Below are 20,814 nucleotides of genomic sequence, written 5' to 3'. Positions count from 1 at the left end.
AGCCATAGAGGCACCTTTTCAGGGCCCGCATGTTCACCGAGTCGATCGCGCAGCGCGACCAGTCCAGCTCGCCGCGAGCGCCGAGCTCGTCGAGGACCAGGCGGTGCAGCTTGGCCCACACTCGCGGCTTGCTCCACTCGGAGAACCGCCGGTGGGCTGTCGCTCCCGACGGCCCGAACGACGCTGTGGGCAGTTGCTGCCAGGTGCAACCCGAGGTGGCAACGAAGACGATCGCGGCCAGTACCTCCCAGTCGCCATGCCGACGTCGGCCACCGCCCTGAGGCCGCGAAGGCGCCTCCGGCACCACCCGCTGGAACAGCACCCACAACTCATCCGGCACCAGCCGCTCAACAATCCCCACCATGACCGACAGCCTACCCAACCACCCAAATGAGATGGCCTCTTAGACCGTGTCCTATGTGGTCGTGGGTCGTTGGGCTGTTCATGGGGCGGGGTACGTGGAGTTGGATTGTTCCGGACGGGCTGTGGGAGATCGCGAAGCCGCTGATCCCACCGTCAAGAGTGCGGCCGCAGGGCGGCGGTATGCAGGACACGCCTGATGAGACGCTGTTCGCCGCGATCATCTACGTGCTGGTCAGCGGCTGTGCCTGGCGGGCCCTGCCACCCTGCTTCGGGATATCGAAGTCCACAGCCCACCGCCGGTTCCTGATCTGGTCCCGGGCCGGAGTCTGGGGCCGGCTGCACGAGGAGATCCTGTACCGGCTCGACGACGCCGGGCTCCTCGATCTCTCCCGAGCCGTCCTCGACTCCGCCCACGTACGGGCCAAAAAGGGGGCGAACTCACAGGCCCGAGCCCCGTGGACCGGGGCAAGCCGGGCTCCAAGATGCACGTCCTGTCGGACGCGGCCGGACTGCCCCTCCTCGTCGGCCTCTCGGCCGCCAACACCCACGACAGCCAGGCACTGAAGCCCATGGTGCTCGGTCACCAAACGAGACACGACCCCCACCGCGGCCGCCACTTCAAGCCCCAGCGCCTCCATGCCGACAAGGCATACGACATACCTGAACTGCGGAGATGGCTCCGCGGCAAACGGATCGGCGTCCGCATCGCCCGCAAGGGCATCGAGTCGAGCGAACGATTAGGGCGTCGGCGGTGGGTGATCGAACGGACCATGTCCTGGCTGACCGGCTACCGCCGGCTCAACTACCGCTACGAACGCCATCCCCGCAACTACCTGGCCTTCCTTGGCCTGGCCGCGGCCATCTGCTGCTACAAGCGACTCGTCCGCCTCACCACATAGGACACGGTCTTAGTCGGCCGACGAGACGACGACCGGCGTGGTGGTGTTGCCCACAGCCGGAGCCAGCTGGACAGGCCCAGCCTCGCGCGGCGCGCCGGCCGTGATGCCCGTACCCAGCAGGACGTACAGGACGCCAAACACCGCTGCTCCAGTGGTGATCGCAACCACCATGTGGCCGACTCCCGGAGTCCCGGGGTGCACCCGCCGGGCGGCCTTGAAGACGAAGTACGCCACTACTGATCTTTTCGTAAGTTCGGTGGGTGTAGTGGCGGTGTGGGTGGGAGGCTGTCGGGGTGGCTTATCAACCTTCGCCTTCTACGGCTGGCGCCTCCCTTCCTCCGTTGCTGCGGCCTCAGTTGGCGGAGGCGCGTCGTGTTCGGGCGGTCGAGTTGTTCGAGGACGGTGTCTCGAATGCGGAGATCGCGTGGGCGGTGGGGGTGTGCGCCGAGAGCGTGCGGCGATGGCGGCGGGCGTGGGAGGAAGGTGGTGCTTCGGCCTTGCGTCGGCGTGCGGCCACCGGTCGCCCGCCCAAGCTGGACGACGCCCAGGTCGAGACCGTCCGGGCCGCGTTGGAGCGGGGTGCCCAGGCCCATGGTTTCGAGGCCGACCTGTGGACCCTGGAGCGAGTTGGCGCCGTCGTTGAGCGGGTGACGGGAGTGGTGCTGTCGAGGGCGTCGGTGTGGCGGTTGCTGACCGGCCGGCTCGGATGGAGTCTGCAGCGGCCCGAGCGGCGGGCGGTCGAGAGGGACGAGTCGGAGATCGCCCGCTGGATCGCGCACGAGTGGCCGCGCATCAAAAAGGGGCCGTGAACACACGTGCCTGGATCGTGTTCCTCGACGAATCAGGCATCTCCCTGCTGCCTCAGATCCGCCGCACCTACGCACCCCGAGGTCGGACCCCACTGCTGCGGCACCGGCTGAACTGGAAGCGGGCGTCGATGGCCGGGGCTCTGGGATACCACTCCACCGACCCCGATCGAGGGGCTCGCCTGTGCTTCCGTCTCAAGCCTGGAAGCTACGACACCGCCGCCCTCATCGAGGTCCTGGAGCAGATGAAGGCGTTCTACCGCGGCGAGCGGGTGGTCCTGGTCTGGGACGGCCTGTCCGCCCATTGGAGCCGGTTGATGCGGGCTTGGGTCGCTGGCCAGGACTGGCTCACCCTGGAGCGATTACCCGCCTACGCGCCCGAGCTGAACCTGGTGGAGCTGCTGTGGTCCTCACTCAAGAAACGTGAACTCGCCAACCTCGCCGGCGACCACCTCGCCGATGTCGCCGACGCCACCGAGCAAGGCGTCCACCGCATCAACCACAACCCACAACTGCCATGGTCCTTCCTCGCCCACACCGGCCTGACCATCCACCCACTACACCCGCCGAACTTACGAAAAGATCAGTAAGGAGTCCGGCGGCGCCGCGGAGTGCGGCGGTGTGCGGCGCGCGGACTGCCGTCAGCGGCGCTTGCAGAGCGGCGACGAGGCGGGGGGCGAGGTCGGGGCGCAACGTTCCGCCGCCGGCCAGCAGTGCGCCACGTTTCAGGGCGGTGGCGGTCAGCGCGGTGCGGTCCTGACGGAGCATGGACGTGACCATGGCGATGATCGCTTCACTGAGTTCCTCGGAAGCGTCGACGCCGACCAGGTCGCCGGTACCCAGGGCGGTACTGCGTGCGTCGACGACAGCTCCGTCGACCAGAAGGACGACTTCACTGAGGTGGGCGCCGATGTCCACCACCAGTAGCGGCCGGGTGAGATCGGCGTCCGCCGCGAGGGCGACGGCGCGGGCGGTGGGCACGGTCAGGACTGCTCGCGGGCGCAGAACCTGCACGACGGTGCGGGCCTGTTCCCGGTAGGCGGGGCCGTGCAACACGGGTGTGGTGATCACGATCAGGGGGCGGGCACGGCGCGGCATGTGGTGGCCGAGCAGTCGGTCGAGCATGCGGGCTGTTCCTGGTACGTCCACGATCACGCCGCGCTGGATCGGGTGCACGATCCGCGCGTCGGCGAAAGTGATGGTGGGCGCATCGAGGACCAATCCGCGCCCGGAGAACCAGGCCCGCGTGCGGGAACTGCCCATGTCAAGGGCAAGGCCGGGGCAGCACGGGCACAGTGGCCGAGTCCGGTGCCCGCCGGCCAGGGCGACGCCGAGTCGGCGTACGGCGCTCACCGTCCGGCCTCGCGTACCTGCTGGCAGCGCGTGCAATACCGGGCTTGGGGCACGATGGCCAGGCGTCCGCGGTCGATCGGTCGCCGACACAGGTGGCAGGTGCCGTAGCGGCCCTCGGCGATGCGCTGCAGCGCCGCTTGGACATCGGCGAGGACCATGCGGGCCGAGGCGGCGAGTTTGACCTGCACCTCGGTCTGCGCCGGGGAGCGGCGCTGCCGCAGTTCCTCTGTCCGGGATGCCGCGGCGATCCTCCGCAGTTGCTCCTGGCGGAACAGGAGCTGGTCGTGCAGATTCTCCTGAATGGCGGCGAGGTCTTCGATCGACAGGTGCGCGCTCGGGCGGCTGATGGTCTGGTGGTTCACGATTTCACCCCTTGTGAGCAGGGCGGGACATGCGGACTGGGCGGGTCAGGTGGCGGCGCGGTGCTGGCAGGCTACGCAGTACCGCGTGTAGGGGAGGATCTCCAGGCGTTCCGCGGGGACGGGCCGGGAGCACTTCAGGCAGGTGCCGTAGGAACCCTCCTCGATGCGGGTGAACGCCTCCTCGATCTCCTTGAGCACCCGCCTGTTGGCTTCCGCCTGCGCGGACATCAGGTGGCCCTCCGCGCTCTGCCCGCCTCCGAGGAGTGCTTGGAGCTGGGCCGCCCGGCTGCTGCGGGCGTCTTCGAGACGCTGGCGAGCGTCGTTCGTGGTCAGTCGGCCGGAGCGGGGGCCGGTCTGGGAGGCGTCGAGAGGCACGGGAAGAGTCCCTTCTTGGCGGCTACGGTGGCGCCCGGTCCGATGGCATCGTGCGGTCAGGGGCTGCTACCGACCGTCCGGCGGTTCGGTCCTTCGACTGTGCCCGTCCCGCCGTCGGAAAGACATGGGTGCCAGGCCCCATCTCACGCGCCTGGCGATGACCACGGGGCCGGGTAGGAGTCTGAGAAATGGGGGTCAAGACCCATCGACAACCCTCAGAAGTGAAGCCAAGCTGGTGGTGATCGGGTTTAAATCGTAGGAACAGGAGTTTCTCCGGTGTCGTTGTTCTGGCGGATCTTCGGGCTCAACGGTGTGATGCTGGGAGCCGCGACGGCGCTGCTTCTGTGGGCGCCGGTAACCGTTTCGGTACCGGTACTGCTGACCGAGGCCGTCATCCTGGTGGGCGGCCTGGCTGTCATGCTGGTCGCCAATGCCGCCCTGCTGCGCTGGAGCCTGACACCGCTGGACCGGCTGAAGGGCCTGATGGGTACCGTCGACCTGCTCCACCCCGGGCAACGCCTGCCCATGCCGGTCACCAGCGGAGGCGCAGACGGCGAGATGGGCCAGTTGATCCGCGCGTTCAACGCCATGCTGGAACGGCTGGAGCAGGAAAGGGTCACGTCCAGCGCGCGGGTGCTGCTCGCCCAGGAGTCGGAACGCCGACGGATCGCCCAAGAACTGCACGACGAGGTCGGGCAGAGCATGACCGCGATCCTGCTGGTGCTGGGCCGCGCCGCGGAGACAGCGGACACACCCCTGCGCGAAGAGCTCCAGCAGGCCCGGGAGATCACCCGCGACAGCCTGGACGAGGTCCGCCGCCTGGTCCGCCGTCTACGCCCGGGTGTCCTGGACGACCTCGGCCTCGTCAGCGCCCTGACCTCACTCACGCAGGACTTCTCCACCCACAGCGGCTTGCACGTGGTGCGCGACTTCGAGACCGATCTACCAACCCTGGAACCGGAGACCGAACTCGTTCTGTACCGGGTGGCGCAGGAGAGCCTGACGAACGCAGCCCGCCACGCGGACGCGCGCCGCATCGGGGTGAGCCTGCACCGTGCAGATGAGGCGGTGGTGCTGGAGATCGCCGACGACGGCCGCGGCATCGGGGGAGCCTGCGAGGGCGCCGGGATCCGCGGCATGCGCGAACGCGCCCTGCTCGTCGGCGCCACTCTGCACCTCACCTCGGCGCCCGGTTCCGGCACCCGGATCCGCCTCGCCGCCCCCGCTGCCAAGGAGCCTTGACCGTGTCCATGCCTGAGCTCGCACTTCCGACCGCAACAGTCACCGCGCCCGCCGCACCCACCCCGGGACCGATCCGCATCCTGCTCGCCGACGACCACGCCCTGGTACGCCGCGGCGTACGCCTGATCCTCGACCGGGAAGCGGACCTACGGGTCGTCGCCGAAGCCGGGGACGGGGCCAAGGCCATCGAGGCGGCCCGGGACACACCCATCGACCTGGCCGTCCTCGATATCACCATGCCGCGCCTCACTGGCCTGCAGGCCGCCCGCGAGCTGGCCGCCCTCCAGCCGGACCTGCGGATCCTGATGCTCACCATGCACGACAACGAGCAGTACCTGTTCCAGGCCCTCAAGGCCGGAGCGTGCGGATACGTACTGAAATCGGTCGCGGACCGGGACCTGGTCAGCGCCTGCCGGGCCGCGATGCGCAACGAGCCGTTCCTCCACCCCGGAGCGGTCACCGCCCTGATCCGCAACTACCTGGACCGGGGCCTCCGCGGTGCGGACGACCGCGAGCGTCTCCTCACCCCGCGCGAGGAGGAAGTCCTCAAACTCGTGGCCGAGGGTCACTCCTCCAAGCACATAGCCGAGCTTTTGTTCATCAGCATCAAGACCGTGCACCGTCACCGGGCCAACCTGCTGTACAAGCTCGGAATGCGCGACCGGCTGGAGCTGACCCGGTACGCCATCCGCGCCGGGCTCGTCGAACCCTGACCCAGCTCGCTCCGTCCCCTCCCCACAATCCGGGGCATCGGCCCTCCGTTCCTCCCGACCCGAACCCCGGACCCACCCTCGCCGTACCCGGACACCCCAGAAAGGGGACGGTGCATGCACCCCGCGCTCCGCACCGTCCCGGCCACCGTCGCGGCGACCCTCTGCGTCCTCCTCGCCCTCCTGACGACGACGGTCGCCGCCTCCGCCACACCCGCCGCACCGGGCCGGCCACCCCTGACCGCCGTGGCGGGGGCGGGGAGCGCGGAGCGCGCCCACACCAGTCTCCGCGCCGATGACCCGCACGCATACGGCTGCCCCGCCGAGGCCACGGCTGCCTACGTGCACCTCGGCGAACGCCCTTCTGTCCCGGACCACCACGCCACCATTGCCCGCACCACCGGTGCAGCCCAGGCCGCCGGGACTTTCGCTGCGAAGTCCACTTGCACAGCTACCTCCCCCGGCACCCCGCTCCACGACCGCAACCGGGCACCCCCGGTCCCTCCCGGCACCTGACAACCCCCTTTCCTCGCCGCGGCCGCACCCACGGCTTCCGCGGCCCGCCTGCCGGAGACCCCGTTGCCACGCCACCACCGCTCGCTGCGCACGCGAGCGCTGCTCGCCCTCACCCTGATCGCCGCAGCACTGACCATCGCCCTCACCGTGCCGGTCCGCCTCGGACTCGATCTGAGCGGCGGCACTCAGATCGTGCTGGAGACCCGCTCCACCCCGACCTCCGGCACCAGCCGCGAAGCCACCGACCGCACCGTGGAGGTACTGCGCGGCCGCATCGACGCGCTCGGCCTTGCCGAGCCCACCCTCGTGCGCTCTGGCGACCACCGCATCCTCGTCGAACTGCCCGACGTACAGGACCCGAGCAAGGCCGCGGACGTCCTCGGCCGCACCGCACAGCTCACCGTCCACGCCGTACTCGGTCCGGCCCGGGCCTCCGACGCCGTCGGCCCCGCGATCGACCCGGCCGCCGCACGCATCCTGCCCGACGAGACGGGGCAGCCCTTGCGACTGAAAGCCGCCGACCTGAGGGGGGATGACGTCAAGGGCGCCGACGCCCGGTTCGACCAGCAGAGCGGCGCCGGATGGCACATCACCGTCGACTTCACCGATGACGGCAGCATCCGGTGGGCGAAAGCCACCGCCGAGGCCGCCTGCCATCCGGCCGGCGACCCTGGTCGGCGGATCGCCATCGTCCTCGACGACAAGATCATCTCGTCTCCGCGCATCGACCCGTCCGTCGCCTGCGGAGTCGGCATCGGGGGAGGGACGACCCAGATCACCGGGTCCTTCAACGACACCGAAGCCCGCGAACTCGCCCTGCTCATCTCCGGCGGCGCCCTCCCCGTACCCGTCGAGATCATCGAACAGCGCATCATCGGCGCCACCCTCGGGGACGCGGCCATCAATGCCGCCGCCTGGGCCGTCGGCATCGGCACCGTCCTGACCGCGCTGTTCGTCACGGCCGTCTACCGCCTCATGGGCCTGCTCGCGACCATGGCCCTGGCCTGCTACGGCCTGATCTCCTACGCCGCTCTGGCCGCCCTGGGCGCCACCCTGACCCTGCCCGGTCTCGCCGGATTCGTCCTGACCATCGGTATGGCCGTGGACGCCAACGTCCTGGTCTTCGAACGCGCCCGTGAAGACTTCGCCGTCCGCAGCCGCCCTACTGCCCGCTCGGCACTGACCGCCGGGTTCCGCGGGGCACTGAGTGCCATCGCCGACTCCAACGTCACCACCCTCATTGCCGCGGGACTGCTGTTCGCTTTCGCCTCCGGCCCGGTCCGCGGCTTTGGCGTCACCCTCGGTATCGGCGTCCTGGCTTCCATGATCAGCGCCCTGTTGATCACCCGCGTATGCGCCGATTACGCGGCGAGCCGCCCCTTCGTCCACTGCCGCCCCCGCATCACGGGCATCGCGGACACCGGCTGGATACGGGACCGGCTGATGCGTCGCAACCCGCACCTGATGCGTCACCCGCGCCGCTGGCTGGCCGTTTCCGCCGCCCTTCTCCTCGCCACGGGCTCGGGCATCGTCGTACGAGGCCTCGACCTCGGAATCGAGTTCACCGGCGGCCGGCTCATCGAGTACACCACCAACTGTCCCGTCGACCCCGACCGAGCCCGTACCGCACTGTCCGAGGCCGGATTCCCCCGCGCCACCGTCCAGCCCTCCGGCGACAATCAGCTCACGATCCGCGCCCAGACGCTGACGAACACCGAGACAGCCACCGTCGCGGAAACCATCAGCCGGCTCGGCGGCGACGCCCGCAAGATCCGCGACGAACTCGTCGGTCCCACGCTGGGCGAGGAGTTGCGGCGCAACGCCCTCATCGCCCTCGGCCTCGCGCTCGCCGCCCAATTGGCCTACCTCGCGGTCCGCTTCCGATGGCGGTTCGCCACCGCAGCCGTCGGCGCACTCGTCCACGACGTGCTCATCCTCGTCGGTGTGTTCGCATGGCTCGGCAAGCCCGTCGACGCCGTCTTCCTGGCCGCCCTGCTGACCGTTATCGGGTACTCGGTCAACGACTCCGTCGTGCTCTTCGACCGCATCCGTGAACTACTCGCCCGCGACCGCACCACACCGCTGCCCTGCTCGACGAACCGGGCGATACTCCAGACCCTCCCGCGTACGGTCAACACAGGCATGGGCGCAGCCCTCAACCTGACCGCACTGGCTGTCCTCGCCGACGACGCCCTCATGGACTTCGCCCTCGCCCTGCTCATCGGCCTGACGGTGGGCACCTACTCCTCCGTCTTCACCGCGGCCCCCGCCGCCATCGCACTCCACCCGCGCCGCCCGACGCCGCAGCGGCGCGCCCCACTCGGCGACGAGGCCGCGCCGGGCCTACGCTCCCGAACATCCGGCGAGGGCGGCACCAGGTCGAAAAGCCCATCAGTCATACGTAGTTGACGGTGCAGCTGCCCCAGAACGGCCGCGGAGGCGGGGCCGATGCGTCCGCTCGATGGTGATCTCGACGCCCTCGCTGACCCTGGACCGCTCCGCGGCACGCTCGCCGCGGATGGCACTTCCCGCTCGCTCTACGCCCTGACGAACCCCGAGGCGCGCACCCAGTACCACGACTGGGAAATGCACGCCGCGGCCTACGTCCGCCTGCTGAAGTTCGCCCAGGCCACCCATAAGGACAACACCGAGCTCGTGGACCTACTCGCCGAGGTGCGCCAGAACTCGGACGTCGAGCGGATCTGGCGCACCGAGGCCAATCTGGAAGCCGACCGGGACGGCCACGTCTTCCGGATGATCATCCCCGCCCTGGGCTGGGAGACCGTCGAAGTCGTCTCCCACGTCCTGTACCCGGCCTCTATGCCCCACTGCCGCTTCGTAGTGATCACCTGGGTCGAGACCGAGTCCTCCAACGACGAGACCGACGCCCTGGGAGGCAAGCGCAACGCCTGGGCCCATGCCGAACCCAGCCTGTCCGCCCCCCAGCCCTCTGCCCAGGCCGAAGCCGATGCCGCCCGCCGCCGTGCGGCCCGTGCGCTCACCGCCCGCCTGGTCGTCGACAGCGCCAACGAAGCCGCAGCGCTTGCCGGCCCCCACGGCATCCCGCTCCCCGCACTCAGTGCGCTGGCCGGTCCGGAGTGCCAGCTCACCCTGTCGCCCGAGAACCACTTCGTGGTGTGGGCCATCCGGGAAGCGCCTGGAGAGTGGGGCGACACGCAGCTGGGGGCCGGAGCCGTCATCGACCGCATCCACCACCCGATCGTCGACCCCCAGGCCCGAGCGGAGCTGAAGCTGCTGCTGCGCGCCTGGCTGCCGAACTCCGTCCAAGCGGCGTTCAGCCGACTCAGTGAGCACCTGCCCCAGGTGGACCTCCGGGCCACCCTCCTTCGCGAGATCTTCAACGACCTCCAACAGGGGGAGGACCTGCCCCGCCAACTGGTGTGGCCAGCTCGTTGACCAGAGCTAGCCACTTACTGTCACGACTGGTGCTGTCTCTGTCTGGGGGGCTGGGAGGTCGGGGCGTGGTCGTCCGGACGACACGGAACGTCCGGACGGCCGATGCCCGCGGCTCCTGGGCCATCGGCAACGGGGGATGCGCCAGCCCCTCCTTGGATCGGCCGGGCGCCTTGATGGCGCGGCAGGTCCCACAACTCTCAGGAGCCCCTGTGTCTCGACACAGCTACCACTGCCCCGTTCGCTGGTCGGACCTCGACGCGAACGGACATCTCAACAGCTCACGTTACGGCGTCCTCTTGGAAGAGGCCCGCATGCGCATGTTCAGCATGCTGGTCCCCAAGGACCCCGCCGAGCGCCTGGCCCGCAACTTCCTCCTGCGCGAGCCGACCATCCGCTACAAGCACCCGCTCGAGACCTGGGAGACCCCGGTCCGCATCGAAGCCTGGGTGACCGACGTCAAGCGGGTCTCCACCTTCCACTTCGAGGTGAAAGACGACGAGCGCGTCTACGCCACCGCGACCTCCGTCGTGGCGGGCTACGACTCCATCCGGAGTGGTATCCGCCGTTTCGAGCAGGACGAGCTCGACGTTTTCAACAGCTACGCCGACAGCACGCAGGACGCGGGCAACTGATCCACTTCGAGCCAGCCCATGGCTCATTCCCTGTCTTGTCGGGGGCCGGAGCCGGCAGACTGGCTTGCCGATCGGAGGTCAGTGCGCTCGGGCGAGGGCTGCGATCTCTGACATCCCCGGCCGAAGGGGGCAGCGCTGACCCCAAACGGTCCAGGGGGAGTGGTGGTGGCGCCGGCCTGGAGGCGGTGGCAACCGAGAATGGTCGATTCCGCCGACCGGCGTACAGGCCATGAGCGGGTGCGCGGCGGCGCCGACGATCATCTTGAGGGCCAGGTCGATGTCGGAGCTGGTGGTCGTGCGGCCGAGGCCGAGGCGGAGGGTCCGGCGGGCTGCGGCCCGGGACAGGCCGATCGCAGTCAGGACGTGGGACGGTTCGGCGGAGCCGGTGTTGCAGGCGGAGCCTGTAGAGGCGGCGAGGGTCGGCATGTGGTCCAGGAGGTCGGCGGCCTCCACGGCCGGGAGCTGCGCCACTTCTTCGCCTCGGCGGGACTGTCCAAGGGCGTACCGGTGACGGACGTGGCCGAGTGGCTCGGGTCCGGGATCCACGCATCACCCACGAGACGTACGCGCACGTGATGCCGGACGCCCCGGGACGGCTGAGGGCCCTGATGGATTCGGTCCTCACACGCGAGACCGAGCTGAGCCTGCCGCTCGAGTTCGAGGCCGTGGTCCAAGCGGCCTGACGCCCGGTGGCGCCATCGCGATGCGCCGATCCGATCCGCCCCTGAATGACCGAGTTCAACGCTGCGTAGTCAGCACCGAACCAGCACGGGAGCCACCACGAAGGGTGCAGAACGGGCTGATCCACGTGTTTGCGGCAGGCGTCGACCGGGGGTTCCGGAAGCCTTCAAGGTGTCCGAGGCGGCGATGTGGTGGTGGGGGACACAAGGTGGCGCCTGAATGTGATGTCCCGCCACATACGCTGCCGACCTGTGGGTGGGCTTGATCCGCTTTGACGGACATTCGAGATCAGGGGTTCGTCCCCGGGAGGATGTCCATCATGGAGAGCATGGGGAAGAAGAAGCCTCGCCCTCGCCGTTCGTTCACGTCGGAGTTCAAGGCCGAGATCGTCGAGCTGTGCCGGCGCGGTGACCGCTCGGTCGGTCAGATAGCCAAGGACTTCGATCTGACCGAGACCGCGGTGCGGGACTGGGTCAAGCAGGCCGAGGTCGACGCGGGCGAGCGAGACGGGCTGACCAGCAGCGAGCGTGAGGAGCTGGCCGCGCTGCGGCGGGAGAACCGCCGCCTGCGCGAGGACGTCGACATCCTCAAGCGGGCCACGGCTTTCTTCGCGAAGGAGACCCGGTGACGGTGCACCCGTTCATCGAGGCGGAGAAGCAGAGCAACCACAACGTCAAACGCGCGTGTGAACTGCTCAAGGTCTCCCGCACCGCCTTCTATGCCCGCCGCAACGGAACTCCCGGCCCCCGCGCGGTCCGCGACCTGGAGCTGACCGTGAAGATCACCGAGGCCCACGAGCACTCCCGTGGCACCTACGGGGCCCCACGCCTCCACGCCGTTCTGCAACGCGAGGGCGAAAGATGCGGACGGCGCCGCGTGGCCAGACTGATGCGGGACGCCGGACTCGAAGGCCGGCACCGCAGGCGGCGACACGTGACCACCGCCCCCGACCCGCGGGCCGCCGCGAGGCCCGACCTCATCGGGCGCGACTTCGCACCCGACCCGGCCGCACTCGACGTCCGCTGGTGCGGCGACATCACGTATATCCCGACCGATCAGGGCTGGCTCTACCTGGCCACCGTCATCGACATCGCCTCCCGCCGTGTCGTCGGCTGGGCAACCGCCGATCATCTGCGGACCGACCTGGTCGCCGAAGCCCTTACGACCGCCTGCCGGCGGCGCCGCCCCGCCCGGCCGGTGATCTTCCACTCGGACCGCGGATGCCAGTACACCAGCCAGCAATTCGCGTCCCTGGCAGGTGAGTTCGACGTCCAGCTATCGGTCGGCCGCACCGGACAGTGCTGGGACAACGCCCTCGCCGAGTCCTTCTTCGCGACGATCAAACGGGAACTGCTCGGCACGAAACCCTGGCCCAGCAGGGCTCTCGCCCGCACTGCGATCTTCGAGTGGATCGAGAGCTGGTACAACTTGCAGCGGCTACACAGCAGCCTCGGCTACCGAAGTCCCGCCGAATACGAGACCGTACTCGCGGCCTGACCACCACACCAATGGTGTCCGTCAAAGCGGAGCAAGCTCAGGGCTTCTACGGTGTGGCCACACCAAACGTCCCCGCAGACCCCGGAAGTGGTGCACATGACCTCCCCCGCAACAGCCGCACCATCAGCAACCGGAATCCGCAGGATCGTCGCCGCGAGCCTCATCGGGACCACCATCGAGTGGTACGACAACTCATCCGATCGGCGCTATGACCTGTGCCTTCCGCTCTTCTGAGTGGGGGCGGTCAGCACCGAACCAGCACCGGAACGGCGAGTGCTTGCCGTGGACGCCGGAAGCCCTTACGCCGTTGCATCAGAGGTGACGCCTCCGCGTTTGATGGCCGTCACGCGGAGGCATGCCCCGCACCATCAGCTATGTCATCCCTGCCGCTGGAGTCGGAGCCCTGTTCAAGCCCGTTTGCGCTGGATCACGGGTCACCTGCCCAGGGCGTACGCCGACCCCGCGCGCACACCGGCCGGAGCCCGTAGTCATCCGGTCCCACGTGCGGCCCCACTGAAGAAGTCCGGGCCCGCATGTTCGGGCGGCGCTCATCCTGACGACCGGCCTACTGCTCGGTCGGCCATCTCGGCCATCTCGGACGGCACCGGAGCGGGCCGCACGCCATGTCGGCGCGTCTGGCGGGCCCATGCCGGTCCACGAGAAGTGCAGATGATGTGCGTGGCGCCGATGGGGGAATGGAGTGTCAGCCGGTCTTCGAAGGCTACGAAGTCCAGCAGGCCCGACTGCGCCGTCAGCGCGGGCATGCCCGGAGCTGCGATGCGATCGCGAGTGGGTGCTCTGAGCTGGGAATCCCTCCGTGCGGGGCCGATATGGCTTCGGTTCCTTGGCTTGGGCGCCGGTCTTCCTGCGTTTCCTGCGATGGATAGAAGACCCCCTTCGCGCTCGGTAGAGGTCCTACCAGTAGTGCTTGCGTCCGCCGACGGAGTGTCCGAGGGCGCCCAGGATCCAGAGGATGGCTCCGATGACGACGAGGATGGCGCCGATGGTCCACAGGATGCTGATTCCCGCGACGAAGCCGATGACCAGGAGAATGACGCCGAGGATGATCATGGTCACCTCCGATTTCGCTGTGACTCTCCTTTCAGCCTAGGCGCGTCCGGCACTGTCGGCGTGCCATGGAGTACAGCCGACGGGGCGGGGTAGCCGCAGGACATAGGCGCCATGGTGAGTGAGCTGGCGCGCACGACCGCTGCAGCCTGACCTGACTCGTCGTGCCGAGCAGGGGCCGATCAGCCATGGGTCTGGCACGTGACCAGGCTTTCGCTGCCTGTGCCGTGTGTGGAGTCGACGCGACCGCTTCGGTGGACGGTGGGACGATGAGAAGGCCAACGGTAGACGCGCTGGCAACGATGCGCGCGCCTCTCCCATACAGACAGCAGGCCAGGCCAATGACGAAGCAGCCGAAGCCGTCCCAGCCCGCCCACGGCAAGAGTCCGAGTCGCCACGAGGGCACCAAGCAGCACGGCTGGTCGCCGGACGTGGACGAGACCCGTCAGCAGGACAACCCGAGTGCCCATCGTTCCTTCCACCCGGACGAGTACGCCCCGGACAAGGGTCCCGGCCGGACGGTTTCCAAGGAAGAGGCCGGAAACCCCCACGGCAAACCGGTGAAGAGCAGGGGGGCACGCGGGGAGGACCAGAGCAAGGGATCTGAGGCGAAGGGCATGCACGACCTGGGCCCCCGGGGCCGGTCGCAGCGTCCCAGCGGAACGAAGGACGCCTCCGCCTCCACAGGAGTGGACCCCCAGGACCCGCCCGGCAAGCGCAGCGGCGGATAGCAGGGCCGGGACACGGCCGAAAGCAAGAGGCGCCGGGAGGCGGAGGTCGGTGTCGCGGCCCGGTGTGTCTGACCATGAGCGCCGGTGGGGCACACGATGTGACATGCCCACTGATCAGGGTCGCCCGGCCGCCGATCCAAAGACCGCCGGCCGAGGGGCAAGCACACACAGGCGGTGCACTGTCCGGCTCGCGCAGTCCCGGCACACCGTCCGTTTCCCGGCAGGAGGACTTCTCTCATGGCCGTCCGCAACCAGCTGATTCACCGGTCCCCGCAGGCGGTGTGGGCGGTGCTCGCCGATCCGACCTTGTACGGCGAGTGGGTGGTCGGCCCGTCCGAGTCCACACCGCTCGATCAGGCCTGGCCCGAGGTCGGATCCCGGCTGCGCTACACCGTGCGGCTGGGCCCCTGGTCGACCGAGGGGGTGACCACGGTCCGACACCGGGAGCCCGGCAGGGAGTTGGAGTTGGAAGCGTCGTTCAAGTCGCTGGGCACCGCGAGGATCTTCCTCCAGCTCCGGCCGTGGGGCGAGGAAACCCTGGTCGTCTGCGACGAGCACCCCCTGCGCGGCCTGGGCGGAACCCTCCACAACCCCGCGATCGAAGCGCTGCTCCAGCTTCGGCACCGGGGGATGCTGGCCCGCCTGGCCAGGATCGTGGAACTGGATCAAGCAAGGGTCCCCTATGCCTGACGCGGTGGTGATCGGCGCGGGCCCCAACGGGCTGGTGGCCGCGAACCTCCTGGCCGACGCCGGCTGGAGCGTGGAGGTGCTTGAGGCGCAGCCGGAGCCCGGAGGGGCCGTGCGCAGTGACCGCGGCGTCCGCCCCGACTACGTTTCGGACCTCTTCAGCGCGTTCTACCCTCTGGCCGCCGCCTTCCAGGTCCTTGCACGCCTCGACCTCGCGGCCGAGGGCCTGCGGTGGAGTCAAGCCCCGTCCGTACTGGCCCACCCGCTGAAGGACGGCAGGTGCGCTGTACTGGAGCGCCGCGTGGAAGAGACCTCGGCCGGGCTGGCAGGATTCGCGGCAGCTGACGGGGACGCCTGGCGGGGCATGTACGAGGTGTGGAGCCGGGTCGGTCCCGACCTGGTAGGAGCCCTGTTCACCCCATTCCCTCCGGTCCGGTCCGGTGTCCGGCTCGCGGCGAAATCGCGGGTTGCTGGTGGACTTCGGCTGGCCCGGAACCTTGCCCTGCCGGTGCGTCGCCTCGGTGAGGAGGAGTTCGCCGGAGAAGGCGGCCGGCTCCTGTTGGCCGGGAACGCCCTGCATGCCGACCTGGCCCCCGAGGCTGTGGGTAGCGGCGGATTCGGCTGGCTGATGTCGATGCTCGGACAGAGCCACGGCTTCCCGGTGCCCGTCGGTGGCGCCGGCGCCCTGACCGGGGCGCTCGTGAGCCGTCTTCAGAGCCGAGGTGGCGTTCTGCGCTGCGGTGAGCGGGTCGCGTCCGTCGTCGTACGCGGTGGCACGGCGGTCGGGGTCAGGACTGCGGGCGGGGAGACCGTCGGCGCGCGGCGTGCCGTACTGGCCGACACGTCAGCACCCGCCCTGTACCGGGACCTCGTCGGAGCGGAACACCTCCCGTCCCGGCTCCTGCGGGACCTGGAACGCTTCCAGTGGGACTTCGCGACGTTCAAGGTCGACTGGGCACTGACCGGCTCGGTGCCGTGGACGGCGCCGCAGGCCGCCGGGGCGGGGACCGTCCACGTGGCCGACGGCGTCGATGGCCTGACCCGGTTTGCCTCGCAGATCGCCATGGGGCAGCTCCCCGACGAACCCTTCGCGTTGTTCGGCCAGATGACCACGGCAGACCCCAGCCGCTCGCCCCCACGACCCTCCAGGCGCTGGACGAGAACCTCCACAACGGCGCCATCAACAACGGCACCACGGCTCTTCACCAACAGGCGATCTTCCGCCCCACTCCCGGCACCGGCCGGCCCGAGACACCCGTGAAGAGCCTCTACCTCGCCTCCGCGGCCGCCCACCCCGGCGGCGGCGTCCACGGCGCCCCGGGTGCGAACGCCGCCCGGGCTGCCCTACGAGCCCACGGACTCCACAGCCTCCTCCACCGCGCCCAACGGATCTGAACGGCCCTACGCGGCCGCTCCAGTCTGAGCAGACCGTCGGCGTTAATCTCGTGCCAACTGCCGAGAGGCTCGGTGCGTCAAGGTCGTTCACGCACTCGGTGAACAGAACGGCTGCGCCACTCGGGTTCGGGCTCGTAGAGGTGGTGGGCTGGGCCACGCGTCGCCGTTGACGGAGGTCTGAAGACGGCTGCCGGTCGCCTGGCTCTGTCTACGACGAGAACGGGCAGCATTTGAACGGCGATTTGGGAGGCGGTCGGCGGCCGCGGCCTGCGCTGGATGTTCCCGAATTTCGGTTCTGGCGCACATTCCGTGAACGATCTTGACCGGGATCTACCAGGAAGGTCAGTGCCAGCCGGCGTGGCCGCTCTTACGCCGCTTGCGCTGCCCGTGGGCGTCGCCAGGACAGTGCCGGTGCCGTGATGGCCAGGGCGAAGAGGACGGCCGCCACGATGAGGTGTGGGGCCGTGTGGCCCTGCGCGAGCGTGTAGAGCCCGCAGGCCGCGCCGCCTCCAGCGACGCCCAGGGCAGGCGGCCATCGGTCGGCGGTCAGGCCGGGAAGCCCCAGGTCGCGGCCGCCAGGACGACGATGACCAGAGGAATCCACCACCTCCGCGACCAGTTCCTCTCATCGAGTGACCATCTGCGCGTCGAACGCCAGCCGTCCATACCCCTACCCCCGTGTCGATGACCGCCGTGATCATAGAGCGCAACCGCCAGCCGAGTACTCGGCTCTGCACCGGCTGAGGCCGCACGGGACCCGGCACGACCTGGGCTGCGTCGTGGTGGACCTGGCAGTGATGCTCGCCGACGGAGGCTAGGCAATCCGAGACCTGGCCGTACTGCGTGACCAGCGCGACGTGTTCGGCCCCGCTGCCTCCACCCCGACCGCGTGGCGAGTGTCGGCCGCGCATCTTCATCGCCGCCCTCTCCCTCGCGGTCATGCCCTTCCTGTCCGCCGCCCAACGCCGCACGGCCCGCGCACTCGGCTCCGCCGGCGCGGTCGCCGACCCCAAGCAGACCCTGCGGTGCACATACCTGTCAGCCGTCCTGCTCGTCTGTCTCCTCAACGCCACCCTCGGCTGAACCCGGGCCGACCCGATTGCCGCCCTCGTCATCTCAGCCATCGCCCTCAAGGAAGGCCGCGACGTCTGGCAGGGCAAGGACTGCTGCGCACCGACTGCGCAGGCCGCCGCGCCAGACCCTGTTGAGATTGCGGGCGGATGCGGCTGCAAGTCGGGCCGTGACCGCTGCTCCTGAGCCCTTGGAGCCTGTGGCGCATCGGCCCCGGTCCGGCAGCCCCAGCAGTCTGCCGGCGGCCGGGCTGTACGGACAACGCACGGCAGCACGAAGGCCCTGACCGCTCGGGGGGATCAGGGCCCTCGTATGCCAAGCTGACGCGGCCCCGATGCCAGAGCGCGGAATCCGGGGCCGCGGACTGCATCGGCCCGACGTGGGATCCAAACCGATGCACGCGTCGATCCGACCAACGGGGACGGCGGCGGGAAGGACACGGCCCAGTCTCTCCGACCACCACAGCCAGCATGATCAATCTCGGCGCCGACCACGGTTCCAGCGACCCCGCGGCCGGATGAGGACACCGCGCTGGGGAGAATGGTCGTCAGGAAGCAGGCGGCGCCCTACGCGCTGCGGAACAGCGGTTTGCCCTCCCGCAGTCGGCGGCAGACCCGCTGGTAGCTCGGGCGGCGGAGCTTCGGCGGTCGTCCCTGCCTTGCCCGCTTCGCGCCACCGTCGTACACCTGCGGGACGAGGATGTCGCGGGCTGCCCGAAGCTGCTCCTTGGGCGGGTGGTAGGACTCCACCTCCACCTCCAGCTCGCCCGAGCGGTAGGAGGCGGACTTGTCGTACAGCACCAGCGCCCGGGCATGCACCGCGCCCTCCACCTCGAAGGTGAAGTCGTTGTAGTAGCCGTAGACGATGCCCTCGGCCCGCAGGTCGCCCGCGACGTACACGGAACCCCAGGAGACCAGGTCGCGTACCACCAGGTCGCCGAGCACCACCAGCATGCCGATGCCGGAGACGTAGTCGTCCAGGAAGCCGTGCACGATCAGGTCGCCGTCGATGACCAGCGCGATGTCGAGGTCGAGGTCCTCCGGAACCACCAGATCGCCCTGGTGGTGGTACCACGCGATGCCCGAGTCCTGGAGGTAGTCGGCCATGTTGACCTGGGGGCCCAGCCGCTCGGCCACCGCGGAGGTGTCGGCGAGCCGGTCGAACCGGGCCCGCCAGGAGGACATGGTCAGCACGGGGTCTCCGTTCCGGCCCGGAGTGCCCGGACCTCCAGCATGGCGCGGGCCTGCGCGGCGTCCGAGGCGTCCGTACCCGCCGCGATGGCGGCGAGCACGGGCTCGGGCAGGGCGGGATTCTCCAGCATGCGGTATTGGCGCACGCCCGCCTCGGCCCAGGCCAGCAGGATCTCGATCGGGGTCGCCGGGTTCTTGGCGATGTCGTCGAGGAGGCTGGTGTCCTCGGCGCGGGCGGGATCGCGAACGAATTCGGCGAGCGCGTCCGGTGGGGTGTGCCGGTTGGCGACGGCGCGGCGCAAGTAGTAGATCGGGCTGCGTGCCATGGCGGCGAGCACGTCCCCCAGCGGCTCGGTGTGTTGGGCGTCGTCGATCGCCGCGAAGCTCTCGATTTCCGCCTTGCCCGACACCGTGCCCGCACAGTACGTCAGCCCGAACTCGACCAGTAGGTCCGCGGGCCAGTTCGGCTGGTCCATCGCGTTCCCGGGGTGGAAGTACGGCCACAGGCCCAGTGTGTGCAGTGCGCGCAGTGACTCGGGCGGGGTGGCGGGGTGTTCCAGTGCCGCATACGTGAGGCGCTGGACGTCCTGCTCCTGCCCGTGCGCGATGCTCTCGCCGTCACCGAACGAGCGCGTGATCGTGTCGACCAGCCGGGCGAGTGTCTCGGGCGGGGCCGTCGTGTTCTGGCTGATGGCGGCGAGCACGGCCAGGCTCGGGTCGCCGGCCAGTTCGGTGAGCTGCCGGACGGGGGTGAACGCGTTGGCCGCCGCGGCGGCCCGGACGCATGGTTCGGGGTCGGCCGCGAGCCGGGCTAGCACGGCCGGGGTACGGTTGTGGCACTGCCGGCCCATCAGCTCCCGGACGCGGGTGTCGGGGTCCTGCGCCAGGGCGTCGAGCAGCGGCGCGAGTTCTCCTGCTGAGCGCTTGGTGACGGCGGTGCGGCGTACCCCGGGGTCCGGGTCGGTGAGGTCCGCGTCGCCGGCGTGGCCGAGTGCGGCCACCACCCGCCGGACCCGCGCGTCCGGGTCGGTGGCGAGGGCCCGCAGGTGCTCCGGCCGGGCGTCGATCCGCCGGACCAGGGTCAGCCGGACTTCGGCGGAGGTGTCGGTGACCAACAGCGCGGCCGCCTTACGCGGGAGTTCCTCACGTCCGGCCAGGGCCCGGCGCACCGCTGCCGATCCGTCCCGGGCCAGCGCTTGGAGCGCCGTCTTGGGGGTCGCGCGGTGCACTGCCACCACCCGGCGCACCGACTCCTCCGGGTGGGCGGCGAGCCCGGCCAGCCGCTCGGCCGAGGTGGCCGGGTGGGCGGCGAGCGCGCGCAGCACCCCGAACCAGTCGGGGCCGCCCGCGACGGCCCGAACGGCCACCTCCTCGGCCAGCTCGGCCGGCAGCCCTATCCGGGACGCCACGATCCGGGCCGGCCCCGGAGCCTGCGCTGCCAGCTCCCGCAGCCGTGACAGCGGTGTGGCCGGGCGCCACGCCTCCGCGACCTCGCCGTCGATGTCCATCCGCACCCCTTCTTGACGCGCCGCCCCGGGTGGGTGGCCCGGGCCGGGCACCGGGCTGCCCCGGGTGCGCCCGATGGGTCGCATCCGGGGACGGCATCGACGTCACCGACCTGGGGAGGATCCTGACATGGGGCTCTGACAGCGCCTCACACGATCCGCCCGGATGGTCAGACCGGGTGTTCACACAGCCGTCGGTGGCTCGTCGGCAGGCGTTGATCGGCTCCGGGGCGCAGGGCGGCAGCGCGGCGTCGTGTCGTGGGCCTGCTCGACAAGCGTCTCGTCCCCCTGAAGAGCTACATGCTGATATGGCT

General features: G+C 69.8%; 22 protein-coding genes and 3 pseudogenes. 16 read left to right on the top strand and 9 right to left on the bottom strand.

The genetic code is table 11. The annotated features are described in order from the left end of the window. Position 1: 1 nt before the first annotated feature. Positions 2–364, bottom strand: a pseudogene (locus OG386_RS01230) (transposase); the annotation flags it as partial. Between the two features lie 80 nt (positions 365–444). On the opposite strand from OG386_RS01230, the gene OG386_RS01225 reads away from it, so the two are divergent. After that, a protein-coding gene (locus OG386_RS01225; RefSeq protein ID WP_328786328.1) for an IS5 family transposase occupies positions 445–1,262 on the top strand; the annotation gives its coding sequence in 2 pieces (ribosomal slippage) (positions 445–787 and positions 787–1,262; 819 coding nt in all). A gap of 9 nt (positions 1,263–1,271) precedes the next feature. Here the strand turns inward: OG386_RS01225 and OG386_RS01220 are convergent. Beyond that, positions 1,272–1,496 (bottom strand): hypothetical protein, encoded by a 225-nt coding sequence (locus OG386_RS01220; protein WP_328786327.1) that lies wholly within the window; start codon positions 1,494–1,496, stop codon positions 1,272–1,274. Between the two features lie 59 nt (positions 1,497–1,555). Between OG386_RS01220 and OG386_RS46755 the strand changes: the two genes are divergently transcribed. Beyond that, positions 1,556–2,071: a winged helix-turn-helix domain-containing protein gene (locus tag OG386_RS46755; protein ID WP_405790510.1), complete on the top strand. Its 516-nt coding sequence runs from the start codon at positions 1,556–1,558 to the stop codon at positions 2,069–2,071. Beyond that, complete coding sequence (locus OG386_RS01210) at positions 2,068–2,658, top strand: transposase (RefSeq protein WP_328786325.1); 591 nt, start codon at positions 2,068–2,070, stop codon at positions 2,656–2,658. Before OG386_RS46755 ends, OG386_RS01210 begins: the two co-directional genes overlap by 4 nt. Here the strand turns inward: OG386_RS01210 and OG386_RS01205 are convergent. Genes OG386_RS01205 through OG386_RS01195 form a run of 3 tightly spaced genes read right to left on the bottom strand, consistent with a single transcriptional unit; the run spans position 2,564 to position 4,158 of the window. Continuing rightward, positions 2,564–3,421 (bottom strand): rod shape-determining protein, encoded by an 858-nt coding sequence (locus OG386_RS01205; RefSeq protein WP_405790512.1) that lies wholly within the window; start codon positions 3,419–3,421, stop codon positions 2,564–2,566. The genes OG386_RS01210 and OG386_RS01205 overlap by 95 nt on opposite strands. Continuing rightward, on the bottom strand, positions 3,418–3,786 hold the full coding sequence (locus tag OG386_RS01200) for a TraR/DksA family transcriptional regulator (protein WP_328793124.1): 369 nt from the start codon (positions 3,784–3,786) through the stop codon (positions 3,418–3,420). The genes OG386_RS01205 and OG386_RS01200 overlap by 4 nt, the downstream gene beginning before the upstream one ends. 42 nt (positions 3,787–3,828) lie before the next feature. Beyond that, entirely contained in the window at positions 3,829–4,158 is a 330-nt protein-coding gene (locus OG386_RS01195; protein WP_328786323.1) for a TraR/DksA family transcriptional regulator, read from the bottom strand. A 276-nt stretch (positions 4,159–4,434) separates the two neighbouring features. Between OG386_RS01195 and OG386_RS01190 the strand changes: the two genes are divergently transcribed. From OG386_RS01190 to OG386_RS01165, 6 genes are all read left to right on the top strand, one after another. Beyond that, on the top strand, positions 4,435–5,400 hold the full coding sequence (locus OG386_RS01190; protein ID WP_328786322.1) for a sensor histidine kinase: 966 nt from the start codon (positions 4,435–4,437) through the stop codon (positions 5,398–5,400). 8 nt (positions 5,401–5,408) lie between these two features. Next, positions 5,409–6,113: a response regulator transcription factor gene (locus tag OG386_RS01185; protein ID WP_328793123.1), complete on the top strand. Its 705-nt coding sequence runs from the start codon at positions 5,409–5,411 to the stop codon at positions 6,111–6,113. A gap of 114 nt (positions 6,114–6,227) precedes the next feature. Further along, positions 6,228–6,626 carry a hypothetical protein gene (locus tag OG386_RS01180; RefSeq protein WP_328786321.1) on the top strand — a complete coding sequence of 133 codons (399 nt, stop codon included), beginning with the start codon at positions 6,228–6,230 and terminating at the stop codon, positions 6,624–6,626. A 63-nt stretch (positions 6,627–6,689) separates the two neighbouring features. Then, positions 6,690–9,035, top strand: a complete 2,346-nt coding sequence (secD, locus tag OG386_RS01175; RefSeq protein WP_328786320.1) for a protein translocase subunit SecD — start codon at positions 6,690–6,692, stop codon at positions 9,033–9,035. 39 nt (positions 9,036–9,074) lie between these two features. Beyond that, on the top strand, positions 9,075–10,043 hold the full coding sequence (locus OG386_RS01170) for an MmyB family transcriptional regulator (RefSeq protein ID WP_328786319.1): 969 nt from the start codon (positions 9,075–9,077) through the stop codon (positions 10,041–10,043). Between the two features lie 209 nt (positions 10,044–10,252). After that, a complete protein-coding gene (locus OG386_RS01165; RefSeq protein WP_328786318.1) occupies positions 10,253–10,675 on the top strand; it encodes an acyl-CoA thioesterase in 423 nt (140 codons plus the stop codon). Positions 10,676–10,753: 78 nt separating this feature from the next. Here the strand turns inward: OG386_RS01165 and OG386_RS01160 are convergent, their stop codons facing one another. Then, complete coding sequence (locus OG386_RS01160) at positions 10,754–11,146, bottom strand: hypothetical protein (protein WP_328786317.1); 393 nt, start codon at positions 11,144–11,146, stop codon at positions 10,754–10,756. Positions 11,147–11,199: 53 nt separating this feature from the next. Between OG386_RS01160 and OG386_RS01155 the strand changes: the two genes are divergently transcribed. The 3 genes from OG386_RS01155 to OG386_RS01145 all read left to right on the top strand — a co-directional run bounded on the left by OG386_RS01155 (position 11,200) and on the right by OG386_RS01145 (position 12,853). Continuing rightward, entirely contained in the window at positions 11,200–11,358 is a 159-nt protein-coding gene (locus OG386_RS01155) for a hypothetical protein (protein ID WP_328786316.1), read from the top strand. A 317-nt stretch (positions 11,359–11,675) separates the two neighbouring features. Then, complete coding sequence (locus OG386_RS01150) at positions 11,676–11,984, top strand: IS3 family transposase (protein ID WP_032759650.1); 309 nt, start codon at positions 11,676–11,678, stop codon at positions 11,982–11,984. Next, positions 11,981–12,853, top strand: a complete 873-nt coding sequence (locus tag OG386_RS01145; RefSeq protein ID WP_328786315.1) for an IS3 family transposase — start codon at positions 11,981–11,983, stop codon at positions 12,851–12,853. The genes OG386_RS01150 and OG386_RS01145 overlap by 4 nt, the downstream gene beginning before the upstream one ends. Before the next feature lie 915 nt (positions 12,854–13,768). Here the strand turns inward: OG386_RS01145 and OG386_RS01140 are convergent. Beyond that, positions 13,769–13,924 (bottom strand): DUF6131 family protein, encoded by a 156-nt coding sequence (locus OG386_RS01140; protein ID WP_244291040.1) that lies wholly within the window; start codon positions 13,922–13,924, stop codon positions 13,769–13,771. A gap of 338 nt (positions 13,925–14,262) precedes the next feature. Here OG386_RS01140 and OG386_RS01135 point away from each other — a divergent pair, with 338 nt between their 5' ends. The 4 genes and pseudogenes from OG386_RS01135 to OG386_RS01115 all read left to right on the top strand — a co-directional run. After that, positions 14,263–14,652 (top strand): hypothetical protein, encoded by a 390-nt coding sequence (locus OG386_RS01135; RefSeq protein WP_328786314.1) that lies wholly within the window; start codon positions 14,263–14,265, stop codon positions 14,650–14,652. A gap of 237 nt (positions 14,653–14,889) precedes the next feature. Next, entirely contained in the window at positions 14,890–15,342 is a 453-nt protein-coding gene (locus tag OG386_RS01130) for an SRPBCC family protein (RefSeq protein WP_328786313.1), read from the top strand. Next, a pseudogene (locus OG386_RS01125) lies at positions 15,335–16,734 on the top strand (phytoene desaturase family protein). The gene OG386_RS01130 and the pseudogene OG386_RS01125 overlap by 8 nt, the downstream one beginning before the upstream one ends. Before the next feature lie 903 nt (positions 16,735–17,637). After that, positions 17,638–17,991 (top strand): annotated as a pseudogene (locus OG386_RS01115) (cation transporter); the annotation flags it as partial. Between the two features lie 380 nt (positions 17,992–18,371). Here the strand turns inward: OG386_RS01115 and OG386_RS01110 are convergent. Both OG386_RS01110 and OG386_RS01105 read right to left on the bottom strand, forming a co-directional pair. Beyond that, positions 18,372–18,998, bottom strand: coding sequence for a hypothetical protein (locus tag OG386_RS01110; protein ID WP_328786312.1), 627 nt, complete (start codon positions 18,996–18,998; stop codon positions 18,372–18,374). Next, positions 18,992–20,503 (bottom strand): hypothetical protein, encoded by a 1,512-nt coding sequence (locus OG386_RS01105; RefSeq protein WP_328786311.1) that lies wholly within the window; start codon positions 20,501–20,503, stop codon positions 18,992–18,994. Before OG386_RS01105 ends, OG386_RS01110 begins: the two co-directional genes overlap by 7 nt. Between the last annotated feature and the right edge of the window lie 311 nt (positions 20,504–20,814).

Origin of the sequence: Streptomyces sp. NBC_00273 (genome assembly GCF_036178145.1) — a bacterium.
In the GTDB taxonomy this organism is placed as follows: Bacteria; Actinomycetota; Actinomycetes; order Streptomycetales; family Streptomycetaceae; genus Streptomyces.
The sequence above is the reverse complement of the archived record's forward strand: the minus strand, read 5'-3'. Positions and strand labels throughout refer to the sequence as shown.